Below are 24,975 nucleotides of genomic sequence, written 5' to 3'. Positions count from 1 at the left end.
GACTCTCCACAGCCCCTCCGGCTGGGCTGCGCGGGCAGTACGCTGTTGCGTATGCAGCGGATCGCCGTCGTCCCAGGTTCATTCGACCCCGTCACGCGCGGCCATCTCGACGTCATCGAACGGGCCGCGGGGCTCTACGACGAGCTGCACGTCGTCGTCGTGCACAACCCCGACAAGTCGGCGCTGCTGCCGATCGCGCAGCGCGTCTCGCTCATCGAGCGCTCGATCGCCGAAGCCGGCATCGAGGGCCGCATCGTCGTGGCCTCGTGGAGCATGGGCCTCCTCGTCGACTACTGCACCGACGTCGGTGCCTCCGTGCTCGTGAAGGGCGTGCGATCGCAGCTCGACGTCGCCTACGAGACGCCAATGGCGATCGTGAACCGCCACCTCGCCGGGGTCGAGACGGTCTTCCTCCTGCCTGATCCGGCGAACGCCCACGTGTCGAGTTCGCTCGTGCGTCAGGTCTCGGCGCTCGGCGGCGACGTCGCGCCGTATGTGCCGCCGGTCGTGGCCGAGTACCTCCAGGCGGCGATGACGCCATGACCGAGACCACGGCCGTCGCGGCCAAGATGGGCATCGACGAGGTCGGTGCGCGCGCGGCCACCATCGTGCAGAACGTCGAGGCGGTCATCGCCGGCAAGCGCGAGGCCGTGACGAGCGCACTCACCGTGCTGCTCGCCGAGGGCCACCTCCTCATCGAAGACGTGCCGGGCGTGGGCAAGACGATGCTCGCCAAGACCCTCGCCCGCTCGGTCGACGCGACCGTCAGCCGCATCCAGTTCACCCCCGACCTGCTGCCGAGCGATGTCACCGGCGTCTCGGTGTTCGACCAGTCGACCCGGCGGTTCGAGTTCAAGCACGGCCCGGTCTTCGCGAACATCGTGATCGGCGACGAGATCAACCGGGCGAGCCCGAAGACCCAGTCCGCGCTGCTCGAGTGCATGGAGGAGCGCCAGGTCACCGCCGACGGCACCACCTATCGGCTCGAGCCGCCGTTCACCGTCATCGCGACGCAGAACCCGGTCGAGATGGAGGGCACGTATCCGCTGCCCGAGGCGCAGCGCGACCGGTTCATGGCGCGCATCTCCATGGGCTACCCCTCGTCGGCCGACGAGCTGGCGATGCTCTCCACGCGGGAGACGTCGAGCCCGCTCGACGCACTCGAGCCCGTCGTCAGCCTCGCCGAGCTCCGCGGCATGATCGAAGCCGTGCAGCACGTGTTCACGTCGCAACCGGTCAAGGAGTACGCCGTCGACCTCGCGAGGGCCACCCGCGAAGACCGGCAGCTGCGGCTCGGGGCGAGCCCAAGGGCCACACTGCAGCTCATCCGCGCGGCCAAGGCGCACGCGGCGATGCACGGGCGCGATTTCGTGCTGCCCGACGACGTCGACGCGCTCGCCGTGCCGGTGCTCGCGCACCGGCTGGTGCCCACGAGTCGTGCGGTCGGGGCGCACGACCGCGACAGCGGGCCGCTCATCGACGCCATCGTGCGCCGCATCGTGGGGGAGACGCCGGTTCCGGTCGGCAGCGCACGAAGGAACTGACATGTGGCGCCCCCGCTCCGTTCGAGTCGCGACCTGGCCGCGACTCACTCGCCGGGGTGCCACGCTCGTCATCGTCGGAGTGCTGCTCCTCGCGGTCTCGCTCTGGTTCGACCTGCGCGACGTGCTCGTGCTCGCCTTCGTCGGCATCGCCATGCCGGCGGTGGCCGCGCTCTTCGTGACGCTGCGCAAGCCGACGCTCGCCGTGACCCGCCGGTTCGCGCCGCCGGTCGTGTCCGCCGGGGCATCGACGAAGGTCGCCCTCGTCATCAAGAACCGCTCGCGGCGCACCTTCGACGGTGCGCACTGGCGTGACGGCGTGCCGGCGGCGCTCACGGCCTCGCCCGAGGCGATCCTGCCGGCGATGGGGCCGTACGAGTCGATGCTCCCCTCGGGCGACGACACGGTGCGCGTCGAGTACCGGCTGCGGATGCCGCGGCGCGGCGTCTACCCGATCGGCCCCCTGCGGGTCGGCATCGCCGACCCGTTCGGGCTCGCCCGCATCGACCGCGACGTCGGCACGGCGCACGACGTGGTGGTGACCCCGCGGGTGACGCCGCTCGACACCGCGCTCGGCTCAGCGGCGAGCGTCGACGGCGTGCTCAACGGGTTGCAGCGGCGCACGCACCCGAACTCCGACGAGCTCATCGCGCGGGAGTACCGGTACGGCGATCCGCTGCGGCGGGTGAACTGGGCCGCGACGGCCCGTCGCGGCGAGCTCATGGTGCGCGAAGAGGAGCAGCGCGGCGACCCCGAGGCGCGCATCATCCTCGACACGACCCTCGCCGGCCGGGCGCGACAGACGAGCCACCGGCGCGAGGGCGACGATACGCCCCATTTCGGTTTCGAACTCGGCGTCGAGGTCGCGGCGTCGATCGGCATGCACCTGCTGGAACGCGGCTTCCGGGTGCGCTGCGACCGGGTCGACGACCCCGACCGGAGCCTCCTGTCCGAAGAGGCCGGCGCCGGCTACCGCATGCCGGGCGGCGATCGCATGCTGCTCGAAGACCTCGCGCGGCTCGACGGGCCCGCCCGGCCGGCCGGACCCCGAACGCAGCACGTCGATGCAGCGGCCCCGGCGTCGGGTGCTCGGGGCCGCGACGCCCGCATGCCAGGCTTCGCGGTGCTCGTCGATCCCGACGAGCACGATGCCCGCACCCTCGTGGCCCTGCGATCGACCTTCGAACCGGCCGTGGCCTTCGCGACCGAGGGCGTCGCGGCCGGCGTCGTCGACGCTCTCGAGAAGGCCGATTGGCGGGTCGTGCGCGTGCGCCGGGGCGCGGAGATCGCGGCGGCCTGGTCCGGCACGACCATGACCCGCCCCGAGCCGCAGGCGCGGCGCGGCGCGGCGCCGCGTGCGCCGGCAGACCTCGGCGGTGACTCCGATGCGCCCTGACCCCGTCCCCCTCTCGCGAGCGCAGCGACTCGCGCTGACCGCGGCCTCCTTCCTGCTGCTCGCGACCGCCGCGATGGCGCTCGGCCCGCTCATCGCCGGCAGCGGATGGTGGTGGCTCTGCGCCTTCATCGCGGGTGGAGTGCTGTTCTCAGGAGCCGGGCTGCGGGCGCTGCGGGCGCCTGCCTCCCTCGTCCCGGTGCTCGAGCTCGTGGTGCTCCTGCTGCTGCTCACGCTCGTGTTCGGCGGGGCGTCGAGCATCGCGCTCATCGTTCCGACGCCCGAGACGTTCGACACGTTCGGCGGCCTCATGTCGGGGGCCCAGCGCACGATCGAGCAGCAGTCGGTGCCTGCGATCGCCGTGCCGCCGCTGCTCTTCGCGCTCGCGCTCGGCATCGGGCTGCTCGCGGTCGTCGCAGACATCCTCGTCCAGACGCTGCGCATGCCGGCGCTCGCCGCGGCGCCGGCTCTCGTGCCGATCCTCGTGCCGGGCTTCATCATCGAGGCGGGCGCCGAGCTGCCGGCGCTCGTGCTGACCGCCGCGGCATATCTGCTGCTGCTCCGCGTCGACGTCCGCGTGCGCCGTCGGGCACGCCTCCTCGCGGGCGACGAGGGCGAGGACGCCGCCGTCATCGTGCCGCCCAAGCGCGTGCCCATCGTCTCGACGCTCGGCGCTTCGCTCGGTCTCGCCGCGGTGGGCCTGCTCACGGCGTCGGTGCTCGCCGCATCCACGCCGAGCGTGTCGACGAGCCTGCTGCTCGGGTCTCCCAGTCAGGGCACGCTGTTCGCACGGGGGGTGAGCCCGTTCATCGATCTCGGGCGCGATCTCCGGCGACCGGAGGCACGGCCGGCGTTCCACTACTTCGCCCGCGACGCCGATCGGCCGTACTTCACCCTGCTGACGCTCGACCGCTTCGAAGGCGAGGTCTGGGGGGTCACCGACACGGCCGTCGACGGCGACAACACGGTCGATGCGATGCCGCTGCCCGATGGACTCTCCGAGGAGGTCGAGACCTCGGAGCATCCGATCGAGGTCGTCGTCGACGAGGTGCGCACCACGTGGCTGCCCGTGCCCTACCCGGCATCGCGCATCGAGGGGCTGAGCGGCTCCTGGTTCTGGGACCCCGGATCGCTCGCCGTGCGCAGCGTCGACACCAACACCGGGGGTCAGCGGTACCGGGTCACCCGGCTCGAGGTGACGCCCACCGTGGCGCAGCTGCGCGACGCGAGCACCGAGGTGCCCGCCGAACTCGAGGCCAATCTCGAGCTGCCCGAGGAGATGCCGCCGATCATCGCGGACACGGCCGTCGTCGTGACCGCCGGAACGACGTCCAAGTACGACGCGGCGGTCGCGATCCAGTCGTTCCTGCGCTCGTCGCAGTTCGACTACGACACCGAGGCGCCTGTCGCAGAGGGCTACGACGGGGGAGGGTTCGACGTCATCGCGCAGTTCCTCGAGACGAAGTCGGGCTATTGCGTGCACTTCGCCTCGACGATGGCGGTGCTCGCACGCGAACTCGGCATCCCCTCGCGGATCTCGCTGGGCTACACGCAGGGCTCGCCGACCCAGGAGCGGGTCGACGGCGTGCAGCGCGTCGAAGTCGACTCGCACGACCTGCACTCCTGGCCCGAGCTGTACTTCGAGGGCGTCGGTTGGGTGCCGTTCGAGCCGACGCCGGGTCGTGGCAGCGTGCCCGACTACTCGCGCCCAGGGGCCGGCGACGGCACCGGCGCCGCTGCGCCGAGCACCGCCCCGATCACGCCAGGCGCGAGTGGCCGTCCCGACCTCGATCCCGACCGCGGGCTCGCAGGGCAGGGCGGCGGCGGCGCCACCGCCGATTCGTGGTGGCAGCGCGGCCTTTCCGTCGTGCTCGTCGCGGTGCTCGTGCTCCTCCTGCCGGCGATGCTGCGGCTCGGGCAGCGCTGGACGCGCCGCCGCCGCATCGCGAAGGGCGAGCGGCCGGCGGATGCCGCGTGGGACGAGGTCATCGCGACGGCCCGCGATCTCGGGGCGGGCGGTGACGACGTCGAGACCGCCCGGGCCTTCGCCGCCACGGCCGCCGAGCGCGAGGCGTTCGGCGAGGCGGCGGCGCTTGCCGCGCTCACCGCCCTGCGCGATGCCGTCGAACGCGAACGATACGGGCCCGAGACCGGTTCGCCGCCCGAGGCATCCGAATTGCAGGAGCAACTCGATCGGGTGCGCGCAGCGCTGCTCGCGGATGCCGCGCTGTCGGCGAGAGCGCACGCCGTGTTCGCACCGCGTTCGCTCTTCGACGCCGCGCGCCGGGCTTTCGGCGAACGCCCATCCGTCGACGCGTAGACTCGTCGCTCGTGGCCATCAAGCATTCTCCGTTCCGCGTGAACGTGCGAGATCTCGTCAACCGTCCGGGCGAGATGCGCGAGCACCCGTTCACCGTCCCCGCAGGCGACCAGATGGGCGAGGGACTCGTCGCAGTCCGAGCCGGTTCCGAGCTCGATCTCGAGGTCCGACTCGAGTCGGTGCACGAGGGCATCCTCGTCACCGCCGAGATCGATGCGGTCGCCGAAGGGGAGTGCGGTCGGTGCCTCATTGACATCGCCTTGCCGGTCGAAGTCGAGTTCCAAGAACTCTTCGGGTATCATTCTGGGGAAGCCATCGAGTATGAGGTTCAAGACGACCACGTGGATCTTGAACCACTCATCCGAGATGCGGTAGTGCTGGCACTGCCGTTCCAGCCGGTGTGCCGACCGGATTGCCCGGGTCTCGACCTCGAGACCGGGCTCCGACTGGCCGATCATCCGGAACTCGTCACCCCTGAGCACAGCGATCCACGATGGTCCGCGCTCGCCGGGTTCCAGGCTTCCGAAGACAGCGGCCCGGATGACGCATCCGGCGCCGACCAGCAGAGAGAAGAGAGATAGTCATGGCTGTTCCGAAGCGGAAGAAGTCACGCGCCCGAACCCACATGCGCCGTGCGCAGTGGAAGGCCGAGGTCCCCACCCTGGTCAAGACGGTCGAGAACGGCAAGGTCACCTACAGCCTTCCTCACCGTGCCAAGGTCGTCGAGGACTCGGCGGGCACCCCGCTCTTCCTCGAGTACAAGGGCCGCAAGGTCGCCGACGTCTAGTCGGCCCCAGATACCTGAACGACCGGTCGTGACGCGAACGGAGCTCATCGGGGCTGAGGATCGAGCGATCGAGGAACTGCAGCAGCGTCTGCAGATCTCGATCGATCCCGCCCTGCTCCAGCTCGCGCTCACGCACCGGTCATTCGCGTACGAGAACGGCGGCATCCCGACCAACGAGCGCCTGGAGTTCCTCGGCGACTCGATCCTCGGGCAGGCCGTGACGGTCAAGCTGTTCCGCGATCATCCCGACCTCGACGAAGGCGAACTCGCGAAGCGGCGGGCGAGCCTCGTCTCGAGTGTCGCCCTCGCCGAGGTCGGTCGTTCGATCGATGTCGGCCCGTTCATCAGGCTCGGCCGCGGCGAGACGATGACCGGCGGCGCCGACAAGCCGTCGATCCTCGCGGACACCGTCGAGGCGATCATCGGCGCGGTGTACCTCGACGCCGGCGGCGATGCCGCCACTGCGCTCGTGCTGCGACTCGTCGCACCGCTCATGAAGGACCCGGCCCGGTTCGGCGCGGCCATGGACCCGAAGACGAGCCTGCAGGAGATCGCCGCGCGTCGTGGCGCCTCCGCGCCCGTGTACACGGTGGCCGAGAGCGGCCCCGACCACAACAAGCACTTCGTCGCAACGGTGACGGTGAGCGACCTCGTCGAGGCGTCGGGCGAGGGCTCGAGCAAGAAGCAGGCCGAGATGGCAGCTGCGCTCGAGGCCTGGACCCTGCTGAACTCGCACTGACGTGCCCGAGCTGCCCGAGGTCGAGGTGGTGCGGGCGGGACTCGCGCCTGCGGTCACCGGTGCCGTCGTCGCTGCGGTCGAGGTGCTCGAGCCGCGTTCGCTGAAACGGCACGACGCGGCATCCGGCGATTTCGAGACGTTGCTGACCGGCGCTCGCATCGAAGCGGCCGTGCGGCGCGGCAAGTTCCTCTGGCTGCCGCTCTCGGGTGACGAGCGCCGTGACGGCCGCGCGGTCGTCGGCCACCTCGGCATGAGCGGGCAGATGCTGCTGCGCACGCCCGACCATCCCGGTGACGACGCCCACGCGCGCGTCCGGCTGCACCTCGAGCATCCCGAGCACGGCGAGCTGCGCGTCGACTTCGTCGACCAGCGCATCTTCGGCTCGCTCGCCGTCGATCGTCTCGTGCCGACGGCCGATGGCGAGATCGCCGGCTTCTCCGACGGGGTGTCGGGGGAGTGGGCGCGGCTCGTGCCGGCCCAGGTGGCCCACATCGCGCGAGATCCCCTCGATCCCGCCTTCTCCGATCGCGCGTTCTTCGCCGCACTCGACAGGCGCGACACGGCCGTCAAGCGCGTGCTGCTCGACCAGGGCGTCGTCAGCGGCATCGGCAACATCTACGCCGACGAGTCGCTGTGGGCCGTGAAGCTGCACGGCGAGCAGCCCGCCTCGTCGCTCTCGACGAGAAGGGCGCGCGAGCTCCTCGCCGCCGTACGCGACGTGCTCGGCAAGGCGCTCGCCGAGGGCGGCACGAGCTTCGACGCCCAGTACGTCAACGTCAACGGGGCATCCGGGTACTTCGAGCACTCCCTGAACGCGTACGGGCGCGCAGGCAAGCCCTGCTCGCGCTGCGGCACGCCGATGGTGCGCGAGGCGTTCATGAACCGCGGTTCGCACTTCTGCCCGAGGTGCCAGCGGCGGCGGTAGTCGATCAGTCGACGAGCGAAACGTGGTCCACGGTGTCGCAGCACAATGACGCGACTGCATAAACTCCGCCATCGAAACCGTAGGCAAGGGAGAGCCTGAGCGACTGCGTTTCAGAGCGCCATGCCGCGCTGAGTGACACGAGCTCGCACTCGCTGAAGATGTGCGGATCCGCCTCAGGGGGAAGGCGGTGAGCCACAATTGCATGGAGGTCTTCGGGATGCTTGTCTTGCACGAAACTGAAAGCGGTTCGCGCCTGCTGCAATGCGATTTCTTGCTCCGCAGAAGGAACTTGGCTGTCGAAAAGCACACCGGATGAATACGTGCAGTCCGAAATCGTGATTGCACATCTGAAGAAGTTGGTGGAGAGTGGCTCGAACTCAAGGGGCGACATCGGCCCCAGCCTATCTGCGCAAACAGTAGGGACAGGGCTGCTGCACGCTTGGGCCACAGCTAGTTCAGGCAGCAGGTCCGAGGCTGATTCGGGCGATGGCATGGTGTCCAGGTGCGCGCCGGGAAGGATGTCGGAACTCGGCGCGGATCCGGATGAGCTGTGGGTCAGAGACGGGCAGGTCGAAGCGGCTCAATGACCTGGACCTCGGAGCGCTCGCGCAGCTCGAGGAGCGCCTCGGCAAGGTTCGAGCCGAGCAGATGGAGGGTGTTCATGCCGCGCGATTCCCACACCGGGAACTCCCCGTCGGCATTGCGGCTTGCGACGTCCCAGAGGAGAAGATCGCCGTTCTCGCTCCAGCCGAAGACGTCGAGTCGTTCGGCGAGGTCCCAGCCACCGTCTGGCTCGATCATCCAGTCGAACTCCTGCTCTTCGCCGTCGCGGAAGACCGTGTGGAAGTGCGCGGTGAGGTTCGCTGCACGGGCCCGCCCGTCTGCGAAACCGGGTTGCACGGGCGGGTAGATGAGCCACAGGCCGAACGTGCGAGCCCAGCCGCAGGTGCGAACGAACTCGCGGTAGCTCTGGGGATACCCGCCGCCGTCCGGGAAACGGAACGAATCGAGTGCCTCGAAGTCGACATGCTCGAACGAGGGGGATTCAGGCGCGGGGAAACTCATGACTCGAGTATGGTCGGGGCCGCTGGAGCCAGGCCTGTGGAGGCAGACGGAGTGACGGCGGCGACGGTCAGTCCCACACCAGGAACACGATGCGCTCGTGTCCGGAGATCGCCGGGATGCTGCAGTAGTCCTCGAGTGACTGCTCGTCCGACTCGATGATTCCGTCGCTCTGCAGCGACTCGGTATCGAGCCGGGCCTCCAGGTCGACCGCGGGCGCCGTGGTCGCGATGAGGATCGATTCGGCACACACGTCGCCGTTCTCCTCGTCCGTCTCGGTGTCCCAGTGCAGCCCGACACGGACCCAGGCGACGTCCGTGGCCTGCTCTGCTTCTCGAAGTCGGCGCAGGATCTCAGTCAGTGGCGGCCTTCCGTATCCCCACTGGTTCGGGGCGAGTGAATCCTCCGCCTCGTTGCCGTCGAAGAACTCTTCGAGGGTGAGCAAGGGCAGGCGGTCGCCCTCCATCCGTCGGGCGACCTGAGCAGAGGTGATCACTCGGCTTCCTTCCTGTGGGGATCGTGGATGGTTTCGGGTGTCCGAACTGCCGGCGGGTCAGGCGCGCTGCCACTCGGCGCTCATGCCGCGGGGTGTGAAGCCGAGCGCGATGTTGATCGCGAGCATGTGCTCGTTCTCGTCGGCGTTCCACGTGTAGATGTCGCTGCGCTCGGGCGCGGTCTCGCCGAGGCGCACGAGGTTGCCGAGCTTCAGCAGCATGCCGAGCCGGTGACCGCGGTGCGGACCGAGCACGATCGTGTCCCACTGGAACACCGCCACCGAGTTCGGCGGCAGTGAGAGCTCCGTATAGCCCGCCACTGCGCCGTCGGGGGCGATCGCGGCTTGCACGAGCGTCGTGCGACCACCCGCGAGCGCGAGCGTCTCGCCGGCCCGCACCCGATCGGCGTCCCAGGCCTCCTCGTCGATCGTGATGCCGCCGGCGGGCGGGTCCGTGGCCATCGAGGCGTGCGCCACTGCGAGGGAGTCGAGCAGTTCCTCGGGGGCGCGGTCGATCCAGCCGACGAGCCGGTAGGCGGCGGAGGCGGCGTCGCGGGCGGCGAGTCGCTCCGCGAGCAGCGAGCGGAATTCGTCGAACCGCCCGGTCACGGTGAGCCCGCTCACGCGTTCGAGCTGGCCGAGGCGGTACCCGTGACGGGTCGCGAACGCGGCGCCCGGGTCGGCCGCGGGGATCGAGCCGGTGCCGTCGGGTGCCTCGAGACGCGGTCCTGCGAGTTCGAGGCCGGCAGGCGGCACATCCGAGAACCCGGTGAGCACCTCGCGACCGATCGATCGCGCGTGCACCTCTGCACGGCGCAGCAGCGCAGTGCCGATGCCGCGTCGGCGCTCGGCGGCGGCGACCCCGACCGTGATCTCGGCCGTACGGGCGCCCTCGCTCTGCTCCCACTGCACCTCGGCGCGGCCGATGCAGCGGTCGGCGTCCCAGGCGGCGAACGCCTGCCGGCCGGTGTAGCGGTCGTCGTGGAACTCGGGCAGCAGCTCGGCGGCCTCGTAGGAGAAGCGCCGGTGCCCCCACACTGACTCCTCGACCTGCGCGGTGAGCTCGACGTACGCCTCGAACTCCACTGCATCGGGTGTGCCGAGTCGCTCGGGTGCGTCCAGTGGTCGGATGTCGATGCTCACGTCTTCCTCCTCGCCGCCCCGCGGGCAGCCGATCAGGATATCGGCAGTGCCCGGCGGCGACAAGCACGAATCACGCCGTCGACGGCGCGCGTGCGCGGCGAGGGCACGAACCTCGGATACCGTAGTCCCCAGCGTTCTCGCGACCAGGAGAGGGTGGGACGTGTACCTGAAGAGCCTGACGCTCAAGGGCTTCAAGTCCTTCGCACAGCCGACGACGTTCGCGTTCGAACCCGGCGTCACCTGCATCGTCGGTCCCAACGGCTCCGGCAAGTCCAACGTCGTCGACGCCCTCGCCTGGGTCATGGGCGAGCAGGGCGCCAAGACGCTGCGCGGCGGCAAGATGGAGGACGTCATCTTCGCGGGCACCTCCACCCGGGGTCCGCTCGGCCGCGCCGAGGTGAGCCTGACGATCGACAACAGCGATGGTGCGCTGCCGATCGAGTACACCGAGGTCACGATCTCGCGCACGCTCTTCCGCAACGGCACGAGCGAATACGCGATCAACGGCGAGAACTGCCGCCTGCTCGACGTGCAGGAGCTCCTGAGCGACTCCGGTCTCGGCCGTGAGATGCACGTCATCGTCGGCCAGGGCCAGCTCGACCAGGTGCTGCGAGCCACTCCCGAAGACCGCCGTGGCTTCATCGAGGAGGCCGCCGGCATCCTGAAGCACCGTCGGCGCAAGGAGAAGACGCTCCGCAAGCTCGACGCCATGCAGGCGAACCTCACCCGGCTCTCCGACCTCGCGGGAGAGATCCGGCGGCAGCTGAAGCCGCTCGGGCGCCAGGCCGAGGTCGCCCGCGAGGCCGCCACGATCGCCGCCGTCGTGCGCGACGCCAAGGCGCGCCTCCTCGCCGACGAGGTCGTCGGGCTCCGCAGTGCGCTCGACGAGCACGGCAAGAGCGAACACGAACGCCACGCCGAACGCCTCGTGCTGCAGGATCGGCTCGAGCAGCACCAGGCCAAGGTCACCCGCCTCGAGCAGGCTCAGGTCGGCGATGCCGTCGACCGGGCGCGATCGACGACCTTCGCGCTCGAGCAGGCGCAGGGTGGTCTCCGCTCACTCGACTCGCTCGCCCGGCAGCGCATCGCCCTGCTCGGCAGTGCGGCCGAGCAGACGGATGTCTCGCCGAGCGTCACCCGCGCGATGATCGACGAGGCCGTGACCGAGCTCACGGGCATCCGCGACGGCGTGGGCAGCGCGGCATCCGCTCTCGACGACGCGCACGAGGCGACGATGCACCGCCGCGCCGAACTCGACACCGTCGACGAGGGCATCGCCCGCCAGAGCGCGCTCGTCTCGGCGTACGACCTCGAACTCTCCAAGCTCACGGGTCAGGCCGACACCGCGGCGTCGAAGCTCGCCGCCGTGCGCGGCGAGGTGCTGCGCCACGAGAACGCCCTCGCCGCCTCGGCCGAGCGACGTACCTCCGCGGCGGGCGCGCTCGCCGCGGCGGAGGCCGAAGCCGACAACGGCGAGACCGCGGAGACCGACCTCGACGAGGCCTACGAGCTCGCCCAGGCGGCGGTGTTCGAGGCCGAAGCCGAGATCGAGCGCATCCGCGAGTCGCTGCACGGCCGCGAACGCGAACACGGCGCACTCGGCGCCCGCACTCAGGCCCTCTCGCTCGCCCTCGACCAGAAGGACGGCTCGGCGGCACTCGTCACGGCCGGTGTCAGCGGCGTGCGCGGGCTCCTCGCCGAGGCGCTGCAGGTCGAGCCCGGCTACGAACCGGCGATCGCCGCGGCCCTCGGCTCGCTGAGCGACGCCGTGCTCGTCGACGACCGGGCCGCCGCGTTCCGCGCCCTCGAGCACGCCGAACGCGGCGAACTCGGACGCGTCGCCCTGGCACTGGCCGACGCCGGCGCGGCGCCGGCCGCGGCGGCACCGGTCGCCGGACTCACGGCCGCATCCGAGGTCGTCACGGCACCCCCCGGGGTGCTCGGTCTCCTCGCCGAGGTGCTCATCGCCGACGACCTCGCGGCCGCCCGCGACGCCGAGGCGGCACTCGCGAGGCGTTCCACCCCGGCCACCGTCATCACGAAGGACGGCACCGTCGTCGGCCGCTACGTGCTGCGCGGCGGCTCGGGCCGCAAGCAGAGCCGCATCGAGCTCATCGCCGAACGCGATCGCGCCGCCGCCCGCCTCGAGGAGGTGCGCGCCGAGATCGAGCGCGCCCGGTTCGAGCTCACCGAGCAGCGCCAGATCGTCGAGCAGTCGAAGGAGCAGTCGAAGCGTGCGCTCGCGGCACTGCGCGAGTTCGACGCGCAACTGGCCCAGCGCACCGAACGACTGAACCGCGCGCGCGTGCAGGCCGAGGCGGCCGACGCCGACTCCGAGCGACTGCGTCAGGCCGCCGCCCTCGCGGAGGAGCGCGTCGCCGAGGCCGAGCAGCTGGCCGCAGCAGCGAAGACGGCGCTCGAGGCGGCCCGTGCCGAGCCGCGACCGGTGCTCGAGACAGGTGCCCGCGACGGCGCGCTCGCCATCCTCGAGACGGCGCGGGAGGCCGAGGTCGAGGCGAAGCTGCGACTCGAGACGGCCAAGGAGCGCGTTCGCGCCGAAGAGGCCCGCATCCGCGCCATGGAGGCCCAGTTCGAGGCGGAGCGACAGGCCGCAGCGGATGCCGCGCGCCGCGCCGTGATCCGTCGGGCCCAGCTCGAGGCGGCCACCAGGGTCGCCGACGTGCTGCCCGCAGCACTCGCCTCCGTCGACGCATCCGTCGCCGAAGCCCGCGTAGCTCTCGTCCATGCCGAGGCCGAACGCGCCAGCCGCAACGAGGAGCTGCAGGCGGTGCGCCGGGAGGAGGCCGCCGTGCGCGAGCGGCTGCAGTCGGTCACCGAAGACGTGCACGGCCTCGAACTGCGCATCTATGAGAAGAAGCTCCACGTCGCCGGCCTCGTCGAGCGTGCGGAATCCGAGCTCGGGCTCACCGAGGACGTGCTCGTCGACGAGTACGGGCCCGAGCAGCTCATTCCGGCGGACGACGAAGACGGTGAGCCGCGCCCGTTCCGGCGCGAGGAGCAGCAGCGCCGCCTCGCGGTGGCCGAGCGCAAGTTCACCCAGCTCGGCCGCGTCAACCCGCTCGCGCTCGAGGAGTTCGCGGCGCTCGAGCAGCGCCATCTCTTCCTCACCGAGCAGCTCACCGACCTCGCCAACACGAGGAAGGACCTGTTGACGATCATCGAGGAGATCGACGGCAAGATGGAGTCGATCTTCCGCAGTGCGTTCGACGACACCCAGGCGGCGTTCGCCGAGGTCTTCCCCGTGCTCTTCCCGGGCGGCGTCGGCAGTATCACGCTCACCGATCCCGAGAACATGCTCACGACGGGCATCGAGGTGAGCGTCAAGCCCGCGGGCAAGAAGATCGAGCGCCTCTCGCTGCTCTCGGGCGGCGAGCGCTCCCTCGCCGCGGTCGCGCTGCTCATCGCGATCTTCAAGGCCCGCCCCAGCCCGTTCTACATCATGGACGAGGTCGAGGCGGCGCTCGACGACGCGAACCTCGGGCGCCTGCTGACGACCATGGAGTCCCTGCGCGACGACTCCCAGCTCATCGTGATCACGCACCAGAAGCGCACGATGGAGATCGCCGACGCCCTCTACGGCGTCTCGATGCGGCAAGACGGCGTGTCGGCCGTCGTCGGTCAGCGCGTGCGCGAGGAGCGCGAGGCGAAGGCGAGCTGACGCTGCCGGCGGCTCGCTCCGCTCAGGTCAGGTCAGCCGACGATCGTCGGGCTCGACGATCCGGAACCACCGGTACCCGTACGCGTCGAGGTGCACGTCGATGCGACCGCGCTCGTCGATCGGCTCGGCGCCGACCGCGAACAGGTCGGAGAGCACGGTGCCCGGGGCGACCCGGCCGAGCTCGAGCGGCACCACCGTCGGCGCGGCCGCGAAGTTGTGGACGGCGACGAACCGTCCGACGTCGGCGGTGATCCGGTGCGCGAGCACGGCGTCCTGTCCGGTCGACAGCAGGTCGAGCTCGCCCCATCCGATCTCGGGGGAGCTGCGGTACCGCACGGCGAGTCGCGACACGAAGGCGAGCAGCGAGTCGGGGTCGTGCATCTGCGCCTCGACGTTCACGTGCTCGGGCGCGTAGCCGTCGGCGGGCGGCGTCGCGACGAGTTTCGCCGGCGTGGCCCGGGAGAAGCCGCCGTTGCGATCGTCGGTCCACTGCATCGGCGTGCGAACCGCCAGCCGCCCCTCCTGCGCCGGGTTCTCGCCCATGCCGATCTCCTCGCCGTAGAACAGCACGGGCGTGCCGGGCAGCGAGAAGAGCAGGCTGTAGACCAGGCGGATGCGGCGCGGGTCCCCGTCGAGCATCGGCGGCAGCCGGCGCACGATCCCGCGGCCGTAGACGCGCATCCACTCCTCGGGCGCGAACGCCTCGAAGACCTCCTCCCGCTCCGCGTCCGAGAGCTTGTCGAGCGTGAGCTCGTCGTGGTTGCGCACGAAGTTCGCCCACTGCGCCTCGGGCTCGAGCACGGGACGCTTCGCGAGCGACGCGGCGAGCGGTCGGGCGTCCTCCCGGGCGAGCGAGAGGTAGAGCGCCTGCATGCCGAGGAAGTCGAACTGCATCGTGAGCTCTGGCGGGTCGCCCGTGCGACCGAAGAACTCGAGCTGCTGGTCGTACGCGAGGTTCACCTCGCCGAGCAGCACGGCCTCGCTCGATCGACGCTGCAGGAATCGACGGATGTCGCGCAGGATCTCGTGCGGGTCGCCGATGTCGACGCCCTCGGGCGCCTCGATGAGGAACGGCACCGCGTCGACCCGGAACCCCGAGATGCCGAGCTCCAGCCAGAATCCGATCGTCTTCGCGATCTCGTCGCGCACGGCGGGGTTCGCGATGTTCAGGTCGGGCTGGTGCCGGTAGAAGCTGTGCAGGTAGTACTGGCCGGTGCGCTCGTCGAGCTCCCAGACGCTGTCCTCCTCGCCCGGGAAGACCGTGCCCGCCTGCTGCTTCGGGGGTTCGTCGCGCCACACGTACCAGTCGCGGTACGGGGAGGTGCGGCTCCGCCGGGCCGCCGTGAACCACGGATGCCGCTCCGATGTGTGGTTCATCACGAAGTCGATGATCACGCGCATGCCGGCGTCTCGCGCCGTTCGCGTGAACTCGGCCACGTCGCCGAGCGAACCGAGTCGCGGGTCGACGCCGAGGAAGTCGGTGATGTCGTAGCCGTCGTCGCGATCGGGGGTGGGCTGGAACGGCATCAGCCAGATGCACGTCACTCCCAGGTCGGCCAGGTGGTCGAGCCGATGGGCCAGCCCCTCGAAGTCGCCTGAGCCGTCGTCGTTCCAGTCCATGTAGGTCTCGACGTCGAGGCAGTAGACGACCGCGGTCTTCCACCAGAGGTCGCTGCGGTCGGTGATCCTCATCGCCCGACCTCCGTGAGCGTGGGCACGACGTGCTCGCCGAACGTATCGATGAAGGCGGTCTGTTCGGTGCCGACGTGGTGGAGGTAGAGGCGATCCACCCCGAGCTCGGCGAGTCCGATCAGGTGGTCGAGGTGCCGGCTCGGGTCCGAGGAGACCAGCAGAGTCCGGGCGACCTGCTCCGCCGAGGCATCCGCAGTGCGTTCGTCGAACGCCTCGGGTGTGTCGAGTTCCCACGCGACATGCGATGGAACGATGCTCTGCCGCCACTGGTCGTGCGCGATCGCGAGGGCCTCGTCATCGGTCGCGGCCCAGCTGAGGTGCACCTGCACCGAGACCGGACCGCGCCCGCCCGCATCCCGATAGGCGTCGATGAACGCGCGGAGCGCGTCGCCGGGCTGGTCGACGGTGATGACGCCGTCGGCCCACGCAGCGGCCTCGCGCGCCGTCTCGATGCCCACGGCTGCTGCGAACAGGGGCGCCGGTGACTCGGGCAGGCTCCAGATGCGCGCCCGGTCGACTCGGATGCGGCCGGCGGCGGACACCTGTTCGCCCGCGAGCAGGCGACGCATGACGTCGACGGTCTCGATGAGCCGCGCGTCGCGCTCGCCCTTCTCGGGCCACGGCTCGCCGGTGACGTGCTCGTTGATCGCCTCGCCGCTGCCGATCGCAGCCCAGAATCGTCCCGCGTACATCTCGGCGAGGGTCGCGATCTTCTGCGCGGCGATCGCCGGGTGGTAGCGCTGCCCGGGTGCAGTGACGACACCGAGCGAGAACCGGGTGGCTTCGAGCGCTGCGGCGAGCCAGCTCCATGCGTATCCGGAGTGACCTTGGCGGACGCTCCAGGGTTCGAAGTGGTCGCTGCACATCGCGGCATCGAACCCCGCATGCTCGGCATGCCTGACCGCCTCGAGCAAGCGGCTCGGCGGGAGTTGTTCGTGCGAGGCATGGAATCCCACGATCGTCATCGGTGTTCCTTCCGTCACCTCGAGGTTCGGCGCTGGAGCGGTGGCCGGCAACCCCTTGCGGGCGTCCACTGGATCGGTGTAGCGGGCATGCGCTCTAGGCTGGAGACATGGCAGAACGTGCATCCTGGTCGCTCGGCGCGGCCCTCCGCGGGGTCTTCGGGGCGAAGACGATCGACGAGGACACGTGGGACGACCTCGAGTCCGCACTGATCCGGGCGGACTTCGGCCCATCGGTCACCGAGGAGATCGTCGCGCAGATCCGCGCGCAGGTCGAGCGGTTCAAGACGACCGATCCCAAGGACGTGCAGCGGATGCTCCGCGAGATCGTCGAGGAGCGGCTCGCGAAGTACGACCCCACGCTGAAGCTCACCGAGCGGCCGGCCGTCGTGCTCGTCGTCGGCGTCAACGGCGTCGGCAAGACCACGACCATCGGCAAGTTCGCGCGGTTCCTCCGCACCTTCGACCGCACCGTCGTCGTCGGCGCGGCCGACACCTTCCGCGCGGCGGCGGTCGACCAGCTCGCGACGTGGGCCGAACGCGCCGGCGTCGGCATCGTGCGCCCCGAGCGCGAGGGCCAGGACCCGGCATCCGTCGCCTTCCAGACCGTCGAGCAGGCCAAGCGCGACGGCACCGAGATCGTCATCATCGACACCGCCGGTCGCCTGCACACCAAGGGCGGGCTCATGGACGAGCTCGGCAAGATCAAGCGCGTCGTCGAGAAGCAGGCGCCGATCAGCGAGGTGCTGCTCGTGCTCGACGCGACGACCGGTCAGAACGGCCTCGCCCAGGCCGAGGCCTTCATCGAGCACGGCGGGGTCACCGGCCTCGTGCTGACGAAGCTCGACGGCAGCGCCAAGGGCGGTTTCGTGCTCGCGGTGCAGGAGAAGACCGGCCTGCCGATCAAGCTCATCGGACAAGGCGAGGGCATCGGCGACCTCACGGGATTCACGCCGCACGTCTTCGCGCAGAAGCTCGTCGGCTGAGAAGGCTGAGAAGGAGAACGACATGGCGATCGAACACGACTACTTCGGCCTCATCGGCGACTACTGGGCCGAGCGCAAGGAGTACGGCGACCAGGACGTCGAGGTCGTGCTCGACGCGGACGTCGACGACGTCTCGACCGCGTCGCTCGACGCGGCGGCGACGATGATCGGTGAACTCGAACTCATCGACGACGAGCTGCGCGGCGTCTTCGTCGGCCAGCTCGATTCGGGCAGCAGCCCCGTGTCGCAGTTCCTCGCAGCGGTGCTGAACGGCGACGAAGCGGATGCCGCGACCGACGCGATCACCCGCGACTCCGGCGACCGTGACATCGATGCACTCCGGTCGCTGAGCCTCGTGCGCGTCGACCTCCGGCCCGACGCCGACGGCGACGGCGAGCACTTCGCCGAGTTCGAGTTCGGGCTCGCGCCCGAAGAGATCGACTCGCGCCTCGTCGCGTCGATCGACATCCAGCGCGACATGGTCGACCTCCGCTTCGACGCCTGAATGCACGGGGGCCGAAGCCGCCCACCGTTCGCTGCGAGCTGCGCGGCAGAGGCGACAGAGGCGGCATCCGACCTCAATTAGACTTGGCGAACCATGGCTACCTTCGGAAACCTGTCTGACCGCCTCGCCGAGACCTTCAAGAATCTCCGCACCAAGGGCAAGCTCTCCGCGTCCGACGTCGACGGCACCGTCCGCGAGATCCGTCGCGCGCTGCTCGATGCCGACGTCTCGCTCGACGTCGTCAAGGAGTTCACGGCGCACGTGCGCGAGCGCGCGCTCGGCGACGAGGTCAACAAGGCGCTGAACCCGGCCCAGCAGGTCGTGCAGATCGTCAACGAAGAGCTCATCAGGATCCTCGGCGGCGAGCAGCGGCGACTGCAGTTCGCGAAGAAGCCGCCGACCGTCATCATGCTCGCCGGCCTCCAGGGCGCCGGGAAGACCACCCTCGCGGGCAAGCTCGCGAAGTGGCTCGTCAAAGACGGCCACACGCCCCTGCTGGTGGCGGCCGACCTCCAGCGTCCGAACGCCGTGAACCAGCTGCAGGTCGTCGGCGGCCAGGCCGGCGTGCCGGTCTTCGCCCCCGAGCCGGGCAACGGCACGGGCGACCCCGTGAAGGTCGCGAAGGACGCGGTGAAGCACGCCGAGCGCGCCCTGCACGACGTCGTCATCATCGACACCGCCGGTCGCCTCGGCGTCGACGCCGAGCTCATGAAGCAGGCGTCGAACATCCGCAAGGCGACGAACCCCGACGAGGTGCTCTTCGTCATCGACGCGATGATCGGTCAGGACGCCGTCACCACGGCGAAGGCGTTCCAGGAGGGCGTCGACTTCACCGGTGTCGTGCTCTCCAAGCTCGACGGCGACGCGCGCGGCGGTGCCGCGCTCAGCGTGGCCTCGATCACCGGACGTCCGATCATGTTCGCCTCGACGGGTGAAGGCCTCGACGACTTCGAGCCGTTCCACCCCGACCGCATGGCGAGCCGCATCCTCGACCTCGGCGACATCCTCACCCTCATCGAGCAGGCGCAGTCGGCGTTCGATGAGGAAGAGGCGATGAAGGTCGCCGAGAAGTTCGCGACCGACACCTTCACGCTGAACGACTTCCTCGGTCAGATGCAGCAGCTCCGCGGTGCCGGCTCCATCAAGAAGATGCTCGGCATGCTGCCGGGCGCCGGCGGCATGAAGCAGCAGCTCGAGAACTTCGACGAGCGCGAGATCGTGCGCACCGAGGCGATCATCCAGTCGATGACCCCGGCCGAGCGCGAGAACACCAAGCTGCTGAACGGCTCGCGACGCCTGCGCATCGCCAGGGGTTCCGGCATGACCGTCACCGACGTGAACCAGCTCGTCTCGCGCTTCGAGCAGGCCGCGAAGATGATGAAGACCGTCGCCCGCGGCGGTATGCCGCAGATCCCCGGCATGGGGCCGATGCCGGGCGGCGGCGGCCATGGCAACGGCAAGCGCCAGTCGGGCAAGGGCAAGAAGTCGAACGCCTCGCGCTCGGGCAACCCCGCGAAGCGGGCGGCCGAGAACGCGGCGATCGCCTCGGGCGCGACGCCCGGTGCCGCGAGCGCACCGGCGGGTTCGGGCTTCGGCCTGGGTGGCGGCGGCGCGAAGGGCGCACCGAGCGAGGAAGAGCTCGCGGCCCTGCAGAAGATGCTGCGCCGCTGACTTCGCTCCATGGTCCAGGAGAAGCTCTTCCCTGAGCGGCAGCGCTGCAGGAAGTGCGCGCAGAAGCTCGGCGGGCCCGGGGTTCCGGTCTACCAGGGGCTGTACTGCACGCCTCGGTGCGCAGGCATCGCGGAGCTGGTGCTCGATGCTGCGAACGCACCCCGCGAGTGCAAGACCGAGCGGGGCGGCCGGTGGGAGTTCAAGCGCCGGTATCGGAGCGAGATCGAGATTCCGGGCAAGCTCCGTGAGGACCCGTCGACGAGCTGGTACACCTGCCAGCACTGCGGCCACCTCCACATCGGCCACAGTCGCATCGACCTCGCGACCGAGACGCATCGCGTCCTCGGCGACCGAGTGGCGCTGGCGGACTTCCTCGTCAAGAGCCGTGGCAATGCGACGCACAAGCAGATCGCCGAGCTCGCGAAGATCCGTCCGATCCGACTCAAGGAGCTCGAGGATCCGACCTCCGAGAAGGTCGACCTGAGCGCCTTCTTCGCAGTACTCGCGGTCTACCGGATCAAGCTCGCAGCCGTGCTCCGCGAGGACCGGTCGAGGCGCCCAACCCGCTGACCGTCCGAGGACAGGCGGGCTTGTCGTGGATCGTCAGGGCGGGACGTTCCGGTGCGTCGCGCGTGCCTACCGGGCATCGTGGCGCACCCGGCCGGCGAGCTCCTCGAGGGCCGGGCCGTCGACGACCGTCGCGCCGGTCGCGACCGAAATCGGGTCGGTCGCGAGCCAGTGCGCGACCGATTCGGGGTCGAGCGGATGCCGCGACGCCACGATGATCGTGTTGCCGGCCGCGACTCGGGCAAGCACCGCCTCCGACCCGACCACCAGCACGTCGGGCAGCAGTTCGAGCACCGCAGCGAGGGTGTCGCCGGTGACCTGCGGCTCCGCCCCGTTCAGGCAGTTGACGATCAGCACGCCGCCAGGTGACAGGAGCGAGGCCAGCTCGGCGAAGAACTCGACCGTCGTGACGTGGCGGGGCACCGCGCCCCCTGCGAAGACGTCGACGAGCACGATGTCCCATTGGTCGTCGCCCTCGCCGGCGAGCCGTTGCGCCTCGGCGCGCGCGTCGCCGATCGCGAGCTCGATCGGCGCATCGGCGGGCAGCGGCAGGTGCCGCGTGACGAAGGCGAGCAGGTCGGCGTGGAGCTCGACGACGCGCTGTCGACTCATCGGATGCATCGCATGCACGTAGCGGGGGATCGTGAGCGCGCCGGCGCCGAGATGGAGGACGGCGGGCGCTTCGCCCGGGACGGTGGCGAGCACAGCGGCGATGCGGCGCACGTACGGCAGCTGCAGGTCGCGCGGGTCGTCGGGGTTGACGTGCGACTGCGTGACGTCGTCGATGACGAGCGAATACCCGCCGTTGGTGCCCCGATCCGGCTGGAGCTCCGCCCGGAACGTTGCGGTCTCGAGGATCAGCGGAGTCTCCATGTCTCGACCCTAGGCGATGCCGAGGGGGCGTCGGAGCCGTGCCGGAACGGCGCAGGATCGGGCTGTGCGGACGACGCTCCGAGCGGGCGGAATGCACCGAGGTACAGTGAGATCGCAGAAGCCCGCTTGCGAGGACTGGAGCACGGACGATGGCGATCGGAACCTCTGACTACCGCGACGCCGGGCTCGAGTTCGGCGAGGAGTTCCTCTTCGGATCCGCCACGGCGTCGTACCAGATCGAGGGTGCCGTGCATGAGGACGGACGGGGTCCGTCGATCTGGGACACCTTCAGCCACACTCCTGGCAAGGTCTGGAACGGCGACACGGGCGACACCGCGTGCGACCACTATCACCGCCTCGATGACGACCTCGACCTCATGGCGCGACTCGGCCTCGAGGCCTACCGGTTCTCGATCGCCTGGCCGCGCATCCAGCCGACCGGACGGGGCGCCGCGAACGACGCCGGGCTCGCCTTCTACGAGCGTCTCGTCGACGGACTCATCGCCCGCGGCATCCGCCCGATCGCGACGCTCTACCACTGGGACCTGCCGCAGGCGCTCGAAGACGAGGGTGGATGGGCCAACCGCGAGACCGCCTCCGCCTTCGCCGACTACGCCCGTCTCGTCGGCGAGCGGCTCGGCGACCGCGTAGCCGTGTGGACGACGCTCAACGAGCCGTGGTGCAGCGCCTACCTCGGCTACGGCTCGGGCGCGCACGCCCCCGGGCTCATGGACGGCGCGAAGGCACTCGCCGCGGTGCACCACCTGAACCTCGCCCACGGCCTCGCGATCGCGGCGCTGCGCGAGGTCGTGACGAACGACCCCGGCTACTCGATCACCCTGAACCTCCACGTCATCCGGCCGGCGGGCGAGGGCGGCGCCGAAGCCGCCCGTCGCATCGACGGCCTCGCGAACCGTGTGTTCCTCGGGCCGCTGCTCGGCGACGGCTACCCGGCCGACGTGATCGCCGATACCGCGGCGATCACCGACTGGTCGTTCGTGCGGCCGGGCGACACCGAGATCATCGCCGAACCGCTCGACCTGCTCGGCGTGAACTACTACTCGACGGTGACGGTCGACCTGTGGGACGGCGTCTCGCCGCGTGTGAACGCCGACGGCCACAAGGACATGGGCGGCACGCCGTGGCCGGGGTCCGAGCACGTCGAGTTCCTCGTCCAGCCCGGCCCGTACACCGACATGGGCTGGAACATCGACCCGTCCGGCCTCGAGGAGCTGCTCGTCTCGCTGAGCGAGCGGTACCCCGAGCTGCCGCTCATGGTGACGGAGAACGGGGCGGCGTTCCCCGACGTCGTCGTCGACGGGCCTGCCGGCCCCGGGGTCCACGACCCCGAGCGCACCGACTACCTGCGCCGGCACTTCACCGCGGCGCACCGGGCCATGGCCCGCGGCGTCGACCTGCGCGGCTACCAGGTGTGGTCGCTCATGGACAACTTCGAGTGGGGCTACGGCTACTCCAAGCGCTTCGGCATCGTGCGAGTCGACTTCGACACCTTCGAGCGCCTGCCGAAGGACAGCGCGCTCTGGTACGCCGAGCTGATTCGCACGCGGCGCCTGCCAGACTAGGCGGCGGTCGCCGGGCTCGTCGTCGCGTTCGCGTCAGGCGTCGACGGATGTCGCGGGCGGCTCGCCATCGATGCCGTCCCGCAGTTCGCGGGCGAGGTGGGCGACCACCGCGCGGAGGTCGCCGTCGGCGGCCTCGGCGACCCGCAGCTGGCGGGCGTAGCTCGCGCCGGAGTCGAGCATGGCGCGCACCCCCTGCAGCTCAGCGGCGCAGCCCAGCCGATCGGCGATGGGGGCGAGGGTCGTCAACAGCTCGCGGAGGTCGTCGGCGACGGGGCGCTCGGTGCCCGCGACATCCGTGATCACCTCGGCGTCGAGCCCGTAGCGCGCCGCACGCCATTTGTTCTCCCGCACGTACCAGGGTTGCAGCACGGTGAGGGTGCCGCCCTCGTCGAGCCGGGTGCTCATCCACTCCACGAGGCACTGCACGAGTGCGCCGATCGCCGCGATCTCGGCGGCCGTCGAGAGGCCGTCGCAGACGCGCACCTCGACCGTGCCCCACTTCGGGGAGGGACGGATGTCCCAGCGCACCTCGCTGTGGTCGTCGATGACGCCCGTGCGAACGAGGTCGTCGACGTAGCGCTCGTACGCGGGCCAGTCGGCGAGCGGGTAGGGGAGCCCCGCGGTCGGCAGCTGCTGGAACATGAGGGCGCGGTTCGAGGCGTAACCGGTGTCGACGCCGGCCCAGTACGGGCTCGACGCCGAGAGCGCCTGCAGGTGGGGGAGGTAGGCGAGCAGCCCGTCGAGGATCGGCAGCGCCTTGTCGCGATCCTCGATGCCGACGTGCACGTGCACGCCCCAGATCATCATGTTGCGCCCCCACCAGCGGGTGCGCTCGATGAGCTTGTGATACCTCGGCTTGTCCGTGAGGTGCTGGTCGTACCACTGGCTGAAGGGGTGGGCGCCCGCGCAGATCAGGTCGTAGGCACCGAGTCCGTCGATGACCGCGCGCACCTCGGCGAGCTGGCCCTCCAGGTCGGCGACGGCGCCCGCGACCGTGTCGTGCACGTCGCTCACGAGCTCGACGGTGTTCGTCAGCAGCTCGGAGGTGATGAACGGATGGTGCCCGCCGTCACTGCCTGCATCGAGCGCGTCGAGCACCTGGCCGGCGACCGAGGCGAGTTCGCCGGTGGCGCGGTCGACGATGGCGATCTCCCATTCGAGCCCCACGGTGGACCGTGCCGATCGTGCGAATTCGATCGCCATGCAGCACCCCCGTTCCGTGCCTCCCGGTGCAGGGCCATCATGACACGACGGGCCGGATCCGCGGTGGCGCGCGGGTCACGGAACGCCATCTCGGCAGCCGCCCCCGACTACGCTGTGGTGCATGACGTACCAGGGGAGCAGCCATGAATGACTCGTCGCTGCTGGCGGAGGTCGTGAGCCTGCGCGAGCAGGTGGAGCGCGCCATGTCGTCGCGCATCGTCGCGGGGGAGTACGAGCCGGGTGCCGTGCTGACCGTTCCCACGATGGCCGCCGAGTTCGGCGTCAGCGCGACGCCCGTGCGCGAGGCGATGCTGAACCTCGCCCGCCGCGGGTTCCTCGCACCGATGCGCAACCGCGGGTTCCGCGTGACCGAGGTGTCGCTCGACGAGCTCCGCCAGCTGCGCGAGGTGCGGCAGCTGCTCGAGGTGCCGCCGATGCGCCAGCTCGCCGGACACGTCACCGATGAGGCGGCCGAGCGCCTGCGCGGGCTCGCCGCGGAGATCGTGCATGCCGGCGACGAAGGCCGGTTCCAGGACTACCTCGAGGCCGACACGACCTTCCACCTGACGCTGCTCGAGCTGACGGGCAACCAGTTCCTCGTGTCCCTGGTCGGCGAGCTGCGTCAGCAGACGCGCCTGACGGGGCTCGTCGAGCTCGCGGAGACGGGCGCGCTCACCGAGTCGGCGCTGGAGCACGCCGAGCTCGTGCAGCTCCTCCTCGACGGCGAGGGCGATGCCGCGGCCGAGCTGATGCGCCGCCACATCGGGCACGTCGGCGGCATCTGGAGCGGCGAGCACGAGGACTGAATCCGGCGCTCGCCCGTCGTGGTGATCCGACTTGCGCGCAGCGTC

The 24,975-nt window shown here is 70.4% G+C and carries 23 protein-coding genes; 15 read left to right on the top strand and 8 right to left on the bottom strand.

Going from position 1 to position 24,975, the window contains the following annotated elements; genetic code table 11:
• Positions 1 to 51 precede the first annotated feature (51 nt).
• From coaD to mutM, 8 genes are read left to right on the top strand one after another with little or no spacing between them, the layout of a single operon-like run.
• Positions 52 to 543, top strand: coding sequence for a pantetheine-phosphate adenylyltransferase (gene coaD, locus ASE14_RS04610; RefSeq protein WP_056651288.1), 492 nt, complete (start codon positions 52 to 54; stop codon positions 541 to 543).
• Positions 540 to 1,544 (top strand): MoxR family ATPase, encoded by a 1,005-nt coding sequence (locus tag ASE14_RS04605; protein WP_056651286.1) that lies wholly within the window; start codon positions 540 to 542, stop codon positions 1,542 to 1,544. Before coaD ends, ASE14_RS04605 begins: the two co-directional genes overlap by 4 nt.
• Position 1,545: 1 nt before the next feature.
• Entirely contained in the window at positions 1,546 to 2,937 is a 1,392-nt protein-coding gene (locus ASE14_RS04600; RefSeq protein ID WP_056651284.1) for a DUF58 domain-containing protein, read from the top strand.
• Positions 2,927 to 5,254, top strand: coding sequence for a DUF3488 and transglutaminase-like domain-containing protein (locus ASE14_RS04595; RefSeq protein ID WP_157372786.1), 2,328 nt, complete (start codon positions 2,927 to 2,929; stop codon positions 5,252 to 5,254). Before ASE14_RS04600 ends, ASE14_RS04595 begins: the two co-directional genes overlap by 11 nt.
• A gap of 11 nt (positions 5,255 to 5,265) precedes the next feature.
• Positions 5,266 to 5,835: a DUF177 domain-containing protein gene (locus ASE14_RS04590; protein ID WP_235511083.1), complete on the top strand. Its 570-nt coding sequence runs from the start codon at positions 5,266 to 5,268 to the stop codon at positions 5,833 to 5,835.
• A gap of 2 nt (positions 5,836 to 5,837) precedes the next feature.
• The gene (gene rpmF / locus ASE14_RS04585; RefSeq protein ID WP_022891802.1) at positions 5,838 to 6,041 is read left to right on the top strand and encodes a 50S ribosomal protein L32; all 204 of its coding nucleotides are present in this window, start codon (positions 5,838 to 5,840) and stop codon (positions 6,039 to 6,041) included.
• A gap of 46 nt (positions 6,042 to 6,087) precedes the next feature.
• Positions 6,088 to 6,780, top strand: coding sequence for a ribonuclease III (gene rnc, locus ASE14_RS04580; protein WP_157372819.1), 693 nt, complete (start codon positions 6,088 to 6,090; stop codon positions 6,778 to 6,780).
• A gap of 1 nt (position 6,781) precedes the next feature.
• Complete coding sequence (gene mutM / locus ASE14_RS04575; protein ID WP_056651276.1) at positions 6,782 to 7,705, top strand: bifunctional DNA-formamidopyrimidine glycosylase/DNA-(apurinic or apyrimidinic site) lyase; 924 nt, start codon at positions 6,782 to 6,784, stop codon at positions 7,703 to 7,705.
• 4 nt (positions 7,706 to 7,709) lie between these two features.
• Here mutM and ASE14_RS04570 read toward each other — a convergent pair whose 3' ends face one another.
• From ASE14_RS04570 to ASE14_RS19915, 4 genes are all read right to left on the bottom strand, one after another.
• Positions 7,710 to 8,096: a hypothetical protein gene (locus ASE14_RS04570; protein ID WP_157372784.1), complete on the bottom strand. Its 387-nt coding sequence runs from the start codon at positions 8,094 to 8,096 to the stop codon at positions 7,710 to 7,712.
• 164 nt (positions 8,097 to 8,260) lie between these two features.
• The gene (locus ASE14_RS04565; RefSeq protein WP_056651270.1) at positions 8,261 to 8,770 is read right to left on the bottom strand and encodes a hypothetical protein; all 510 of its coding nucleotides are present in this window, start codon (positions 8,768 to 8,770) and stop codon (positions 8,261 to 8,263) included.
• A 67-nt stretch (positions 8,771 to 8,837) separates the two neighbouring features.
• Positions 8,838 to 9,263: a hypothetical protein gene (locus tag ASE14_RS04560; protein ID WP_157372782.1), complete on the bottom strand. Its 426-nt coding sequence runs from the start codon at positions 9,261 to 9,263 to the stop codon at positions 8,838 to 8,840.
• Between the two features lie 57 nt (positions 9,264 to 9,320).
• Entirely contained in the window at positions 9,321 to 10,403 is a 1,083-nt protein-coding gene (locus ASE14_RS19915; RefSeq protein ID WP_162257695.1) for a GNAT family N-acetyltransferase, read from the bottom strand.
• 160 nt (positions 10,404 to 10,563) lie between these two features.
• Here ASE14_RS19915 and smc point away from each other — a divergent pair, with 160 nt between their 5' ends.
• Positions 10,564 to 14,082, top strand: coding sequence for a chromosome segregation protein SMC (gene smc / locus ASE14_RS04550; RefSeq protein WP_056651261.1), 3,519 nt, complete (start codon positions 10,564 to 10,566; stop codon positions 14,080 to 14,082).
• A gap of 27 nt (positions 14,083 to 14,109) precedes the next feature.
• Here the strand turns inward: smc and ASE14_RS04545 are convergent, their stop codons facing one another.
• Together ASE14_RS04545 and ASE14_RS04540 are read right to left on the bottom strand one after the other, a co-directional pair.
• A complete protein-coding gene (locus ASE14_RS04545) occupies positions 14,110 to 15,774 on the bottom strand; it encodes an alpha-amylase family protein (protein ID WP_056651259.1) in 1,665 nt (554 codons plus the stop codon).
• A complete protein-coding gene (locus tag ASE14_RS04540) occupies positions 15,771 to 16,739 on the bottom strand; it encodes a TIGR03885 family FMN-dependent LLM class oxidoreductase (RefSeq protein WP_056651256.1) in 969 nt (322 codons plus the stop codon). Before ASE14_RS04540 ends, ASE14_RS04545 begins: the two co-directional genes overlap by 4 nt.
• 107 nt (positions 16,740 to 16,846) lie before the next feature.
• On the opposite strand from ASE14_RS04540, the gene ftsY reads away from it, so the two are divergent.
• The 4 genes from ftsY (at position 16,847) to ASE14_RS04520 (ending at position 20,468) form a co-directional block, all read left to right on the top strand.
• Positions 16,847 to 17,722 carry a signal recognition particle-docking protein FtsY gene (gene ftsY, locus ASE14_RS04535; RefSeq protein ID WP_056651254.1) on the top strand — a complete coding sequence of 292 codons (876 nt, stop codon included), beginning with the start codon at positions 16,847 to 16,849 and terminating at the stop codon, positions 17,720 to 17,722.
• A gap of 22 nt (positions 17,723 to 17,744) precedes the next feature.
• Positions 17,745 to 18,227 carry a hypothetical protein gene (locus ASE14_RS04530; RefSeq protein ID WP_056651251.1) on the top strand — a complete coding sequence of 161 codons (483 nt, stop codon included), beginning with the start codon at positions 17,745 to 17,747 and terminating at the stop codon, positions 18,225 to 18,227.
• Between the two features lie 93 nt (positions 18,228 to 18,320).
• Positions 18,321 to 19,898, top strand: a complete 1,578-nt coding sequence (gene ffh / locus ASE14_RS04525) for a signal recognition particle protein (protein ID WP_056651246.1) — start codon at positions 18,321 to 18,323, stop codon at positions 19,896 to 19,898.
• Between the two features lie 9 nt (positions 19,899 to 19,907).
• Positions 19,908 to 20,468 (top strand): hypothetical protein, encoded by a 561-nt coding sequence (locus ASE14_RS04520; RefSeq protein WP_056651244.1) that lies wholly within the window; start codon positions 19,908 to 19,910, stop codon positions 20,466 to 20,468.
• A gap of 66 nt (positions 20,469 to 20,534) precedes the next feature.
• On the opposite strand, the gene ASE14_RS04515 is transcribed toward ASE14_RS04520, so the two are convergent.
• Positions 20,535 to 21,338 carry a spermidine synthase gene (locus ASE14_RS04515; RefSeq protein WP_056651241.1) on the bottom strand — a complete coding sequence of 268 codons (804 nt, stop codon included), beginning with the start codon at positions 21,336 to 21,338 and terminating at the stop codon, positions 20,535 to 20,537.
• A gap of 149 nt (positions 21,339 to 21,487) precedes the next feature.
• Between ASE14_RS04515 and ASE14_RS04510 the strand changes: the two genes are divergently transcribed.
• Positions 21,488 to 22,921: a GH1 family beta-glucosidase gene (locus tag ASE14_RS04510; protein ID WP_056651238.1), complete on the top strand. Its 1,434-nt coding sequence runs from the start codon at positions 21,488 to 21,490 to the stop codon at positions 22,919 to 22,921.
• 33 nt (positions 22,922 to 22,954) lie between these two features.
• Here the strand turns inward: ASE14_RS04510 and ASE14_RS04505 are convergent, their stop codons facing one another.
• Complete coding sequence (locus tag ASE14_RS04505) at positions 22,955 to 24,124, bottom strand: glutamate--cysteine ligase (RefSeq protein ID WP_056651235.1); 1,170 nt, start codon at positions 24,122 to 24,124, stop codon at positions 22,955 to 22,957.
• 143 nt (positions 24,125 to 24,267) lie between these two features.
• Between ASE14_RS04505 and ASE14_RS04500 the strand changes: the two genes are divergently transcribed.
• Positions 24,268 to 24,930 carry a GntR family transcriptional regulator gene (locus ASE14_RS04500; protein ID WP_056651230.1) on the top strand — a complete coding sequence of 221 codons (663 nt, stop codon included), beginning with the start codon at positions 24,268 to 24,270 and terminating at the stop codon, positions 24,928 to 24,930.
• Positions 24,931 to 24,975: the final 45 nt, after the last annotated feature.

The organism is Agromyces sp. Root81 (assembly GCF_001429165.1).
Classification (GTDB): domain Bacteria; phylum Actinomycetota; class Actinomycetes; order Actinomycetales; family Microbacteriaceae; genus Agromyces.
This window is presented reverse-complemented; position numbering and strand designations above follow the sequence as displayed.

Bases quoted from the DNA above. Each gene is read 5' to 3' on its own strand.
- coaD (WP_056651288.1), top strand. From the start codon at position 52: ATGCAGCGGATCGCCGTCGTCCCAGGTTCATTCGACCCCGTCACGCGC.
- ASE14_RS04605 (WP_056651286.1), top strand. From the start codon at position 540: ATGACCGAGACCACGGCCGTCGCGGCCAAGATGGGCATCGACGAGGTC.
- ASE14_RS04600 (WP_056651284.1), top strand. From the start codon at position 1,546: ATGTGGCGCCCCCGCTCCGTTCGAGTCGCGACCTGGCCGCGACTCACT.
- ASE14_RS04595 (WP_157372786.1), top strand. From the start codon at position 2,927: ATGCGCCCTGACCCCGTCCCCCTCTCGCGAGCGCAGCGACTCGCGCTG.
- rpmF (WP_022891802.1), top strand. From the start codon at position 5,838: ATGGCTGTTCCGAAGCGGAAGAAGTCACGCGCCCGAACCCACATGCGC.
- ASE14_RS04570 (WP_157372784.1), bottom strand. From the start codon at position 8,096: ATGTCGCCCCTTGAGTTCGAGCCACTCTCCACCAACTTCTTCAGATGT.
- ASE14_RS04565 (WP_056651270.1), bottom strand. From the start codon at position 8,770: ATGAGTTTCCCCGCGCCTGAATCCCCCTCGTTCGAGCATGTCGACTTC.
- ASE14_RS04545 (WP_056651259.1), bottom strand. From the start codon at position 15,774: ATGAGGATCACCGACCGCAGCGACCTCTGGTGGAAGACCGCGGTCGTC.
- ASE14_RS04540 (WP_056651256.1), bottom strand. From the start codon at position 16,739: ATGACGATCGTGGGATTCCATGCCTCGCACGAACAACTCCCGCCGAGC.
- ftsY (WP_056651254.1), top strand. From the start codon at position 16,847: ATGGCAGAACGTGCATCCTGGTCGCTCGGCGCGGCCCTCCGCGGGGTC.
- ASE14_RS04530 (WP_056651251.1), top strand. From the start codon at position 17,745: ATGGCGATCGAACACGACTACTTCGGCCTCATCGGCGACTACTGGGCC.
- ffh (WP_056651246.1), top strand. From the start codon at position 18,321: ATGGCTACCTTCGGAAACCTGTCTGACCGCCTCGCCGAGACCTTCAAG.
- ASE14_RS04520 (WP_056651244.1), top strand. From the start codon at position 19,908: ATGGTCCAGGAGAAGCTCTTCCCTGAGCGGCAGCGCTGCAGGAAGTGC.
- ASE14_RS04515 (WP_056651241.1), bottom strand. From the start codon at position 21,338: ATGGAGACTCCGCTGATCCTCGAGACCGCAACGTTCCGGGCGGAGCTC.
- ASE14_RS04510 (WP_056651238.1), top strand. From the start codon at position 21,488: ATGGCGATCGGAACCTCTGACTACCGCGACGCCGGGCTCGAGTTCGGC.
- ASE14_RS04505 (WP_056651235.1), bottom strand. From the start codon at position 24,124: ATGGCGATCGAATTCGCACGATCGGCACGGTCCACCGTGGGGCTCGAA.
- ASE14_RS04500 (WP_056651230.1), top strand. From the start codon at position 24,268: ATGAATGACTCGTCGCTGCTGGCGGAGGTCGTGAGCCTGCGCGAGCAG.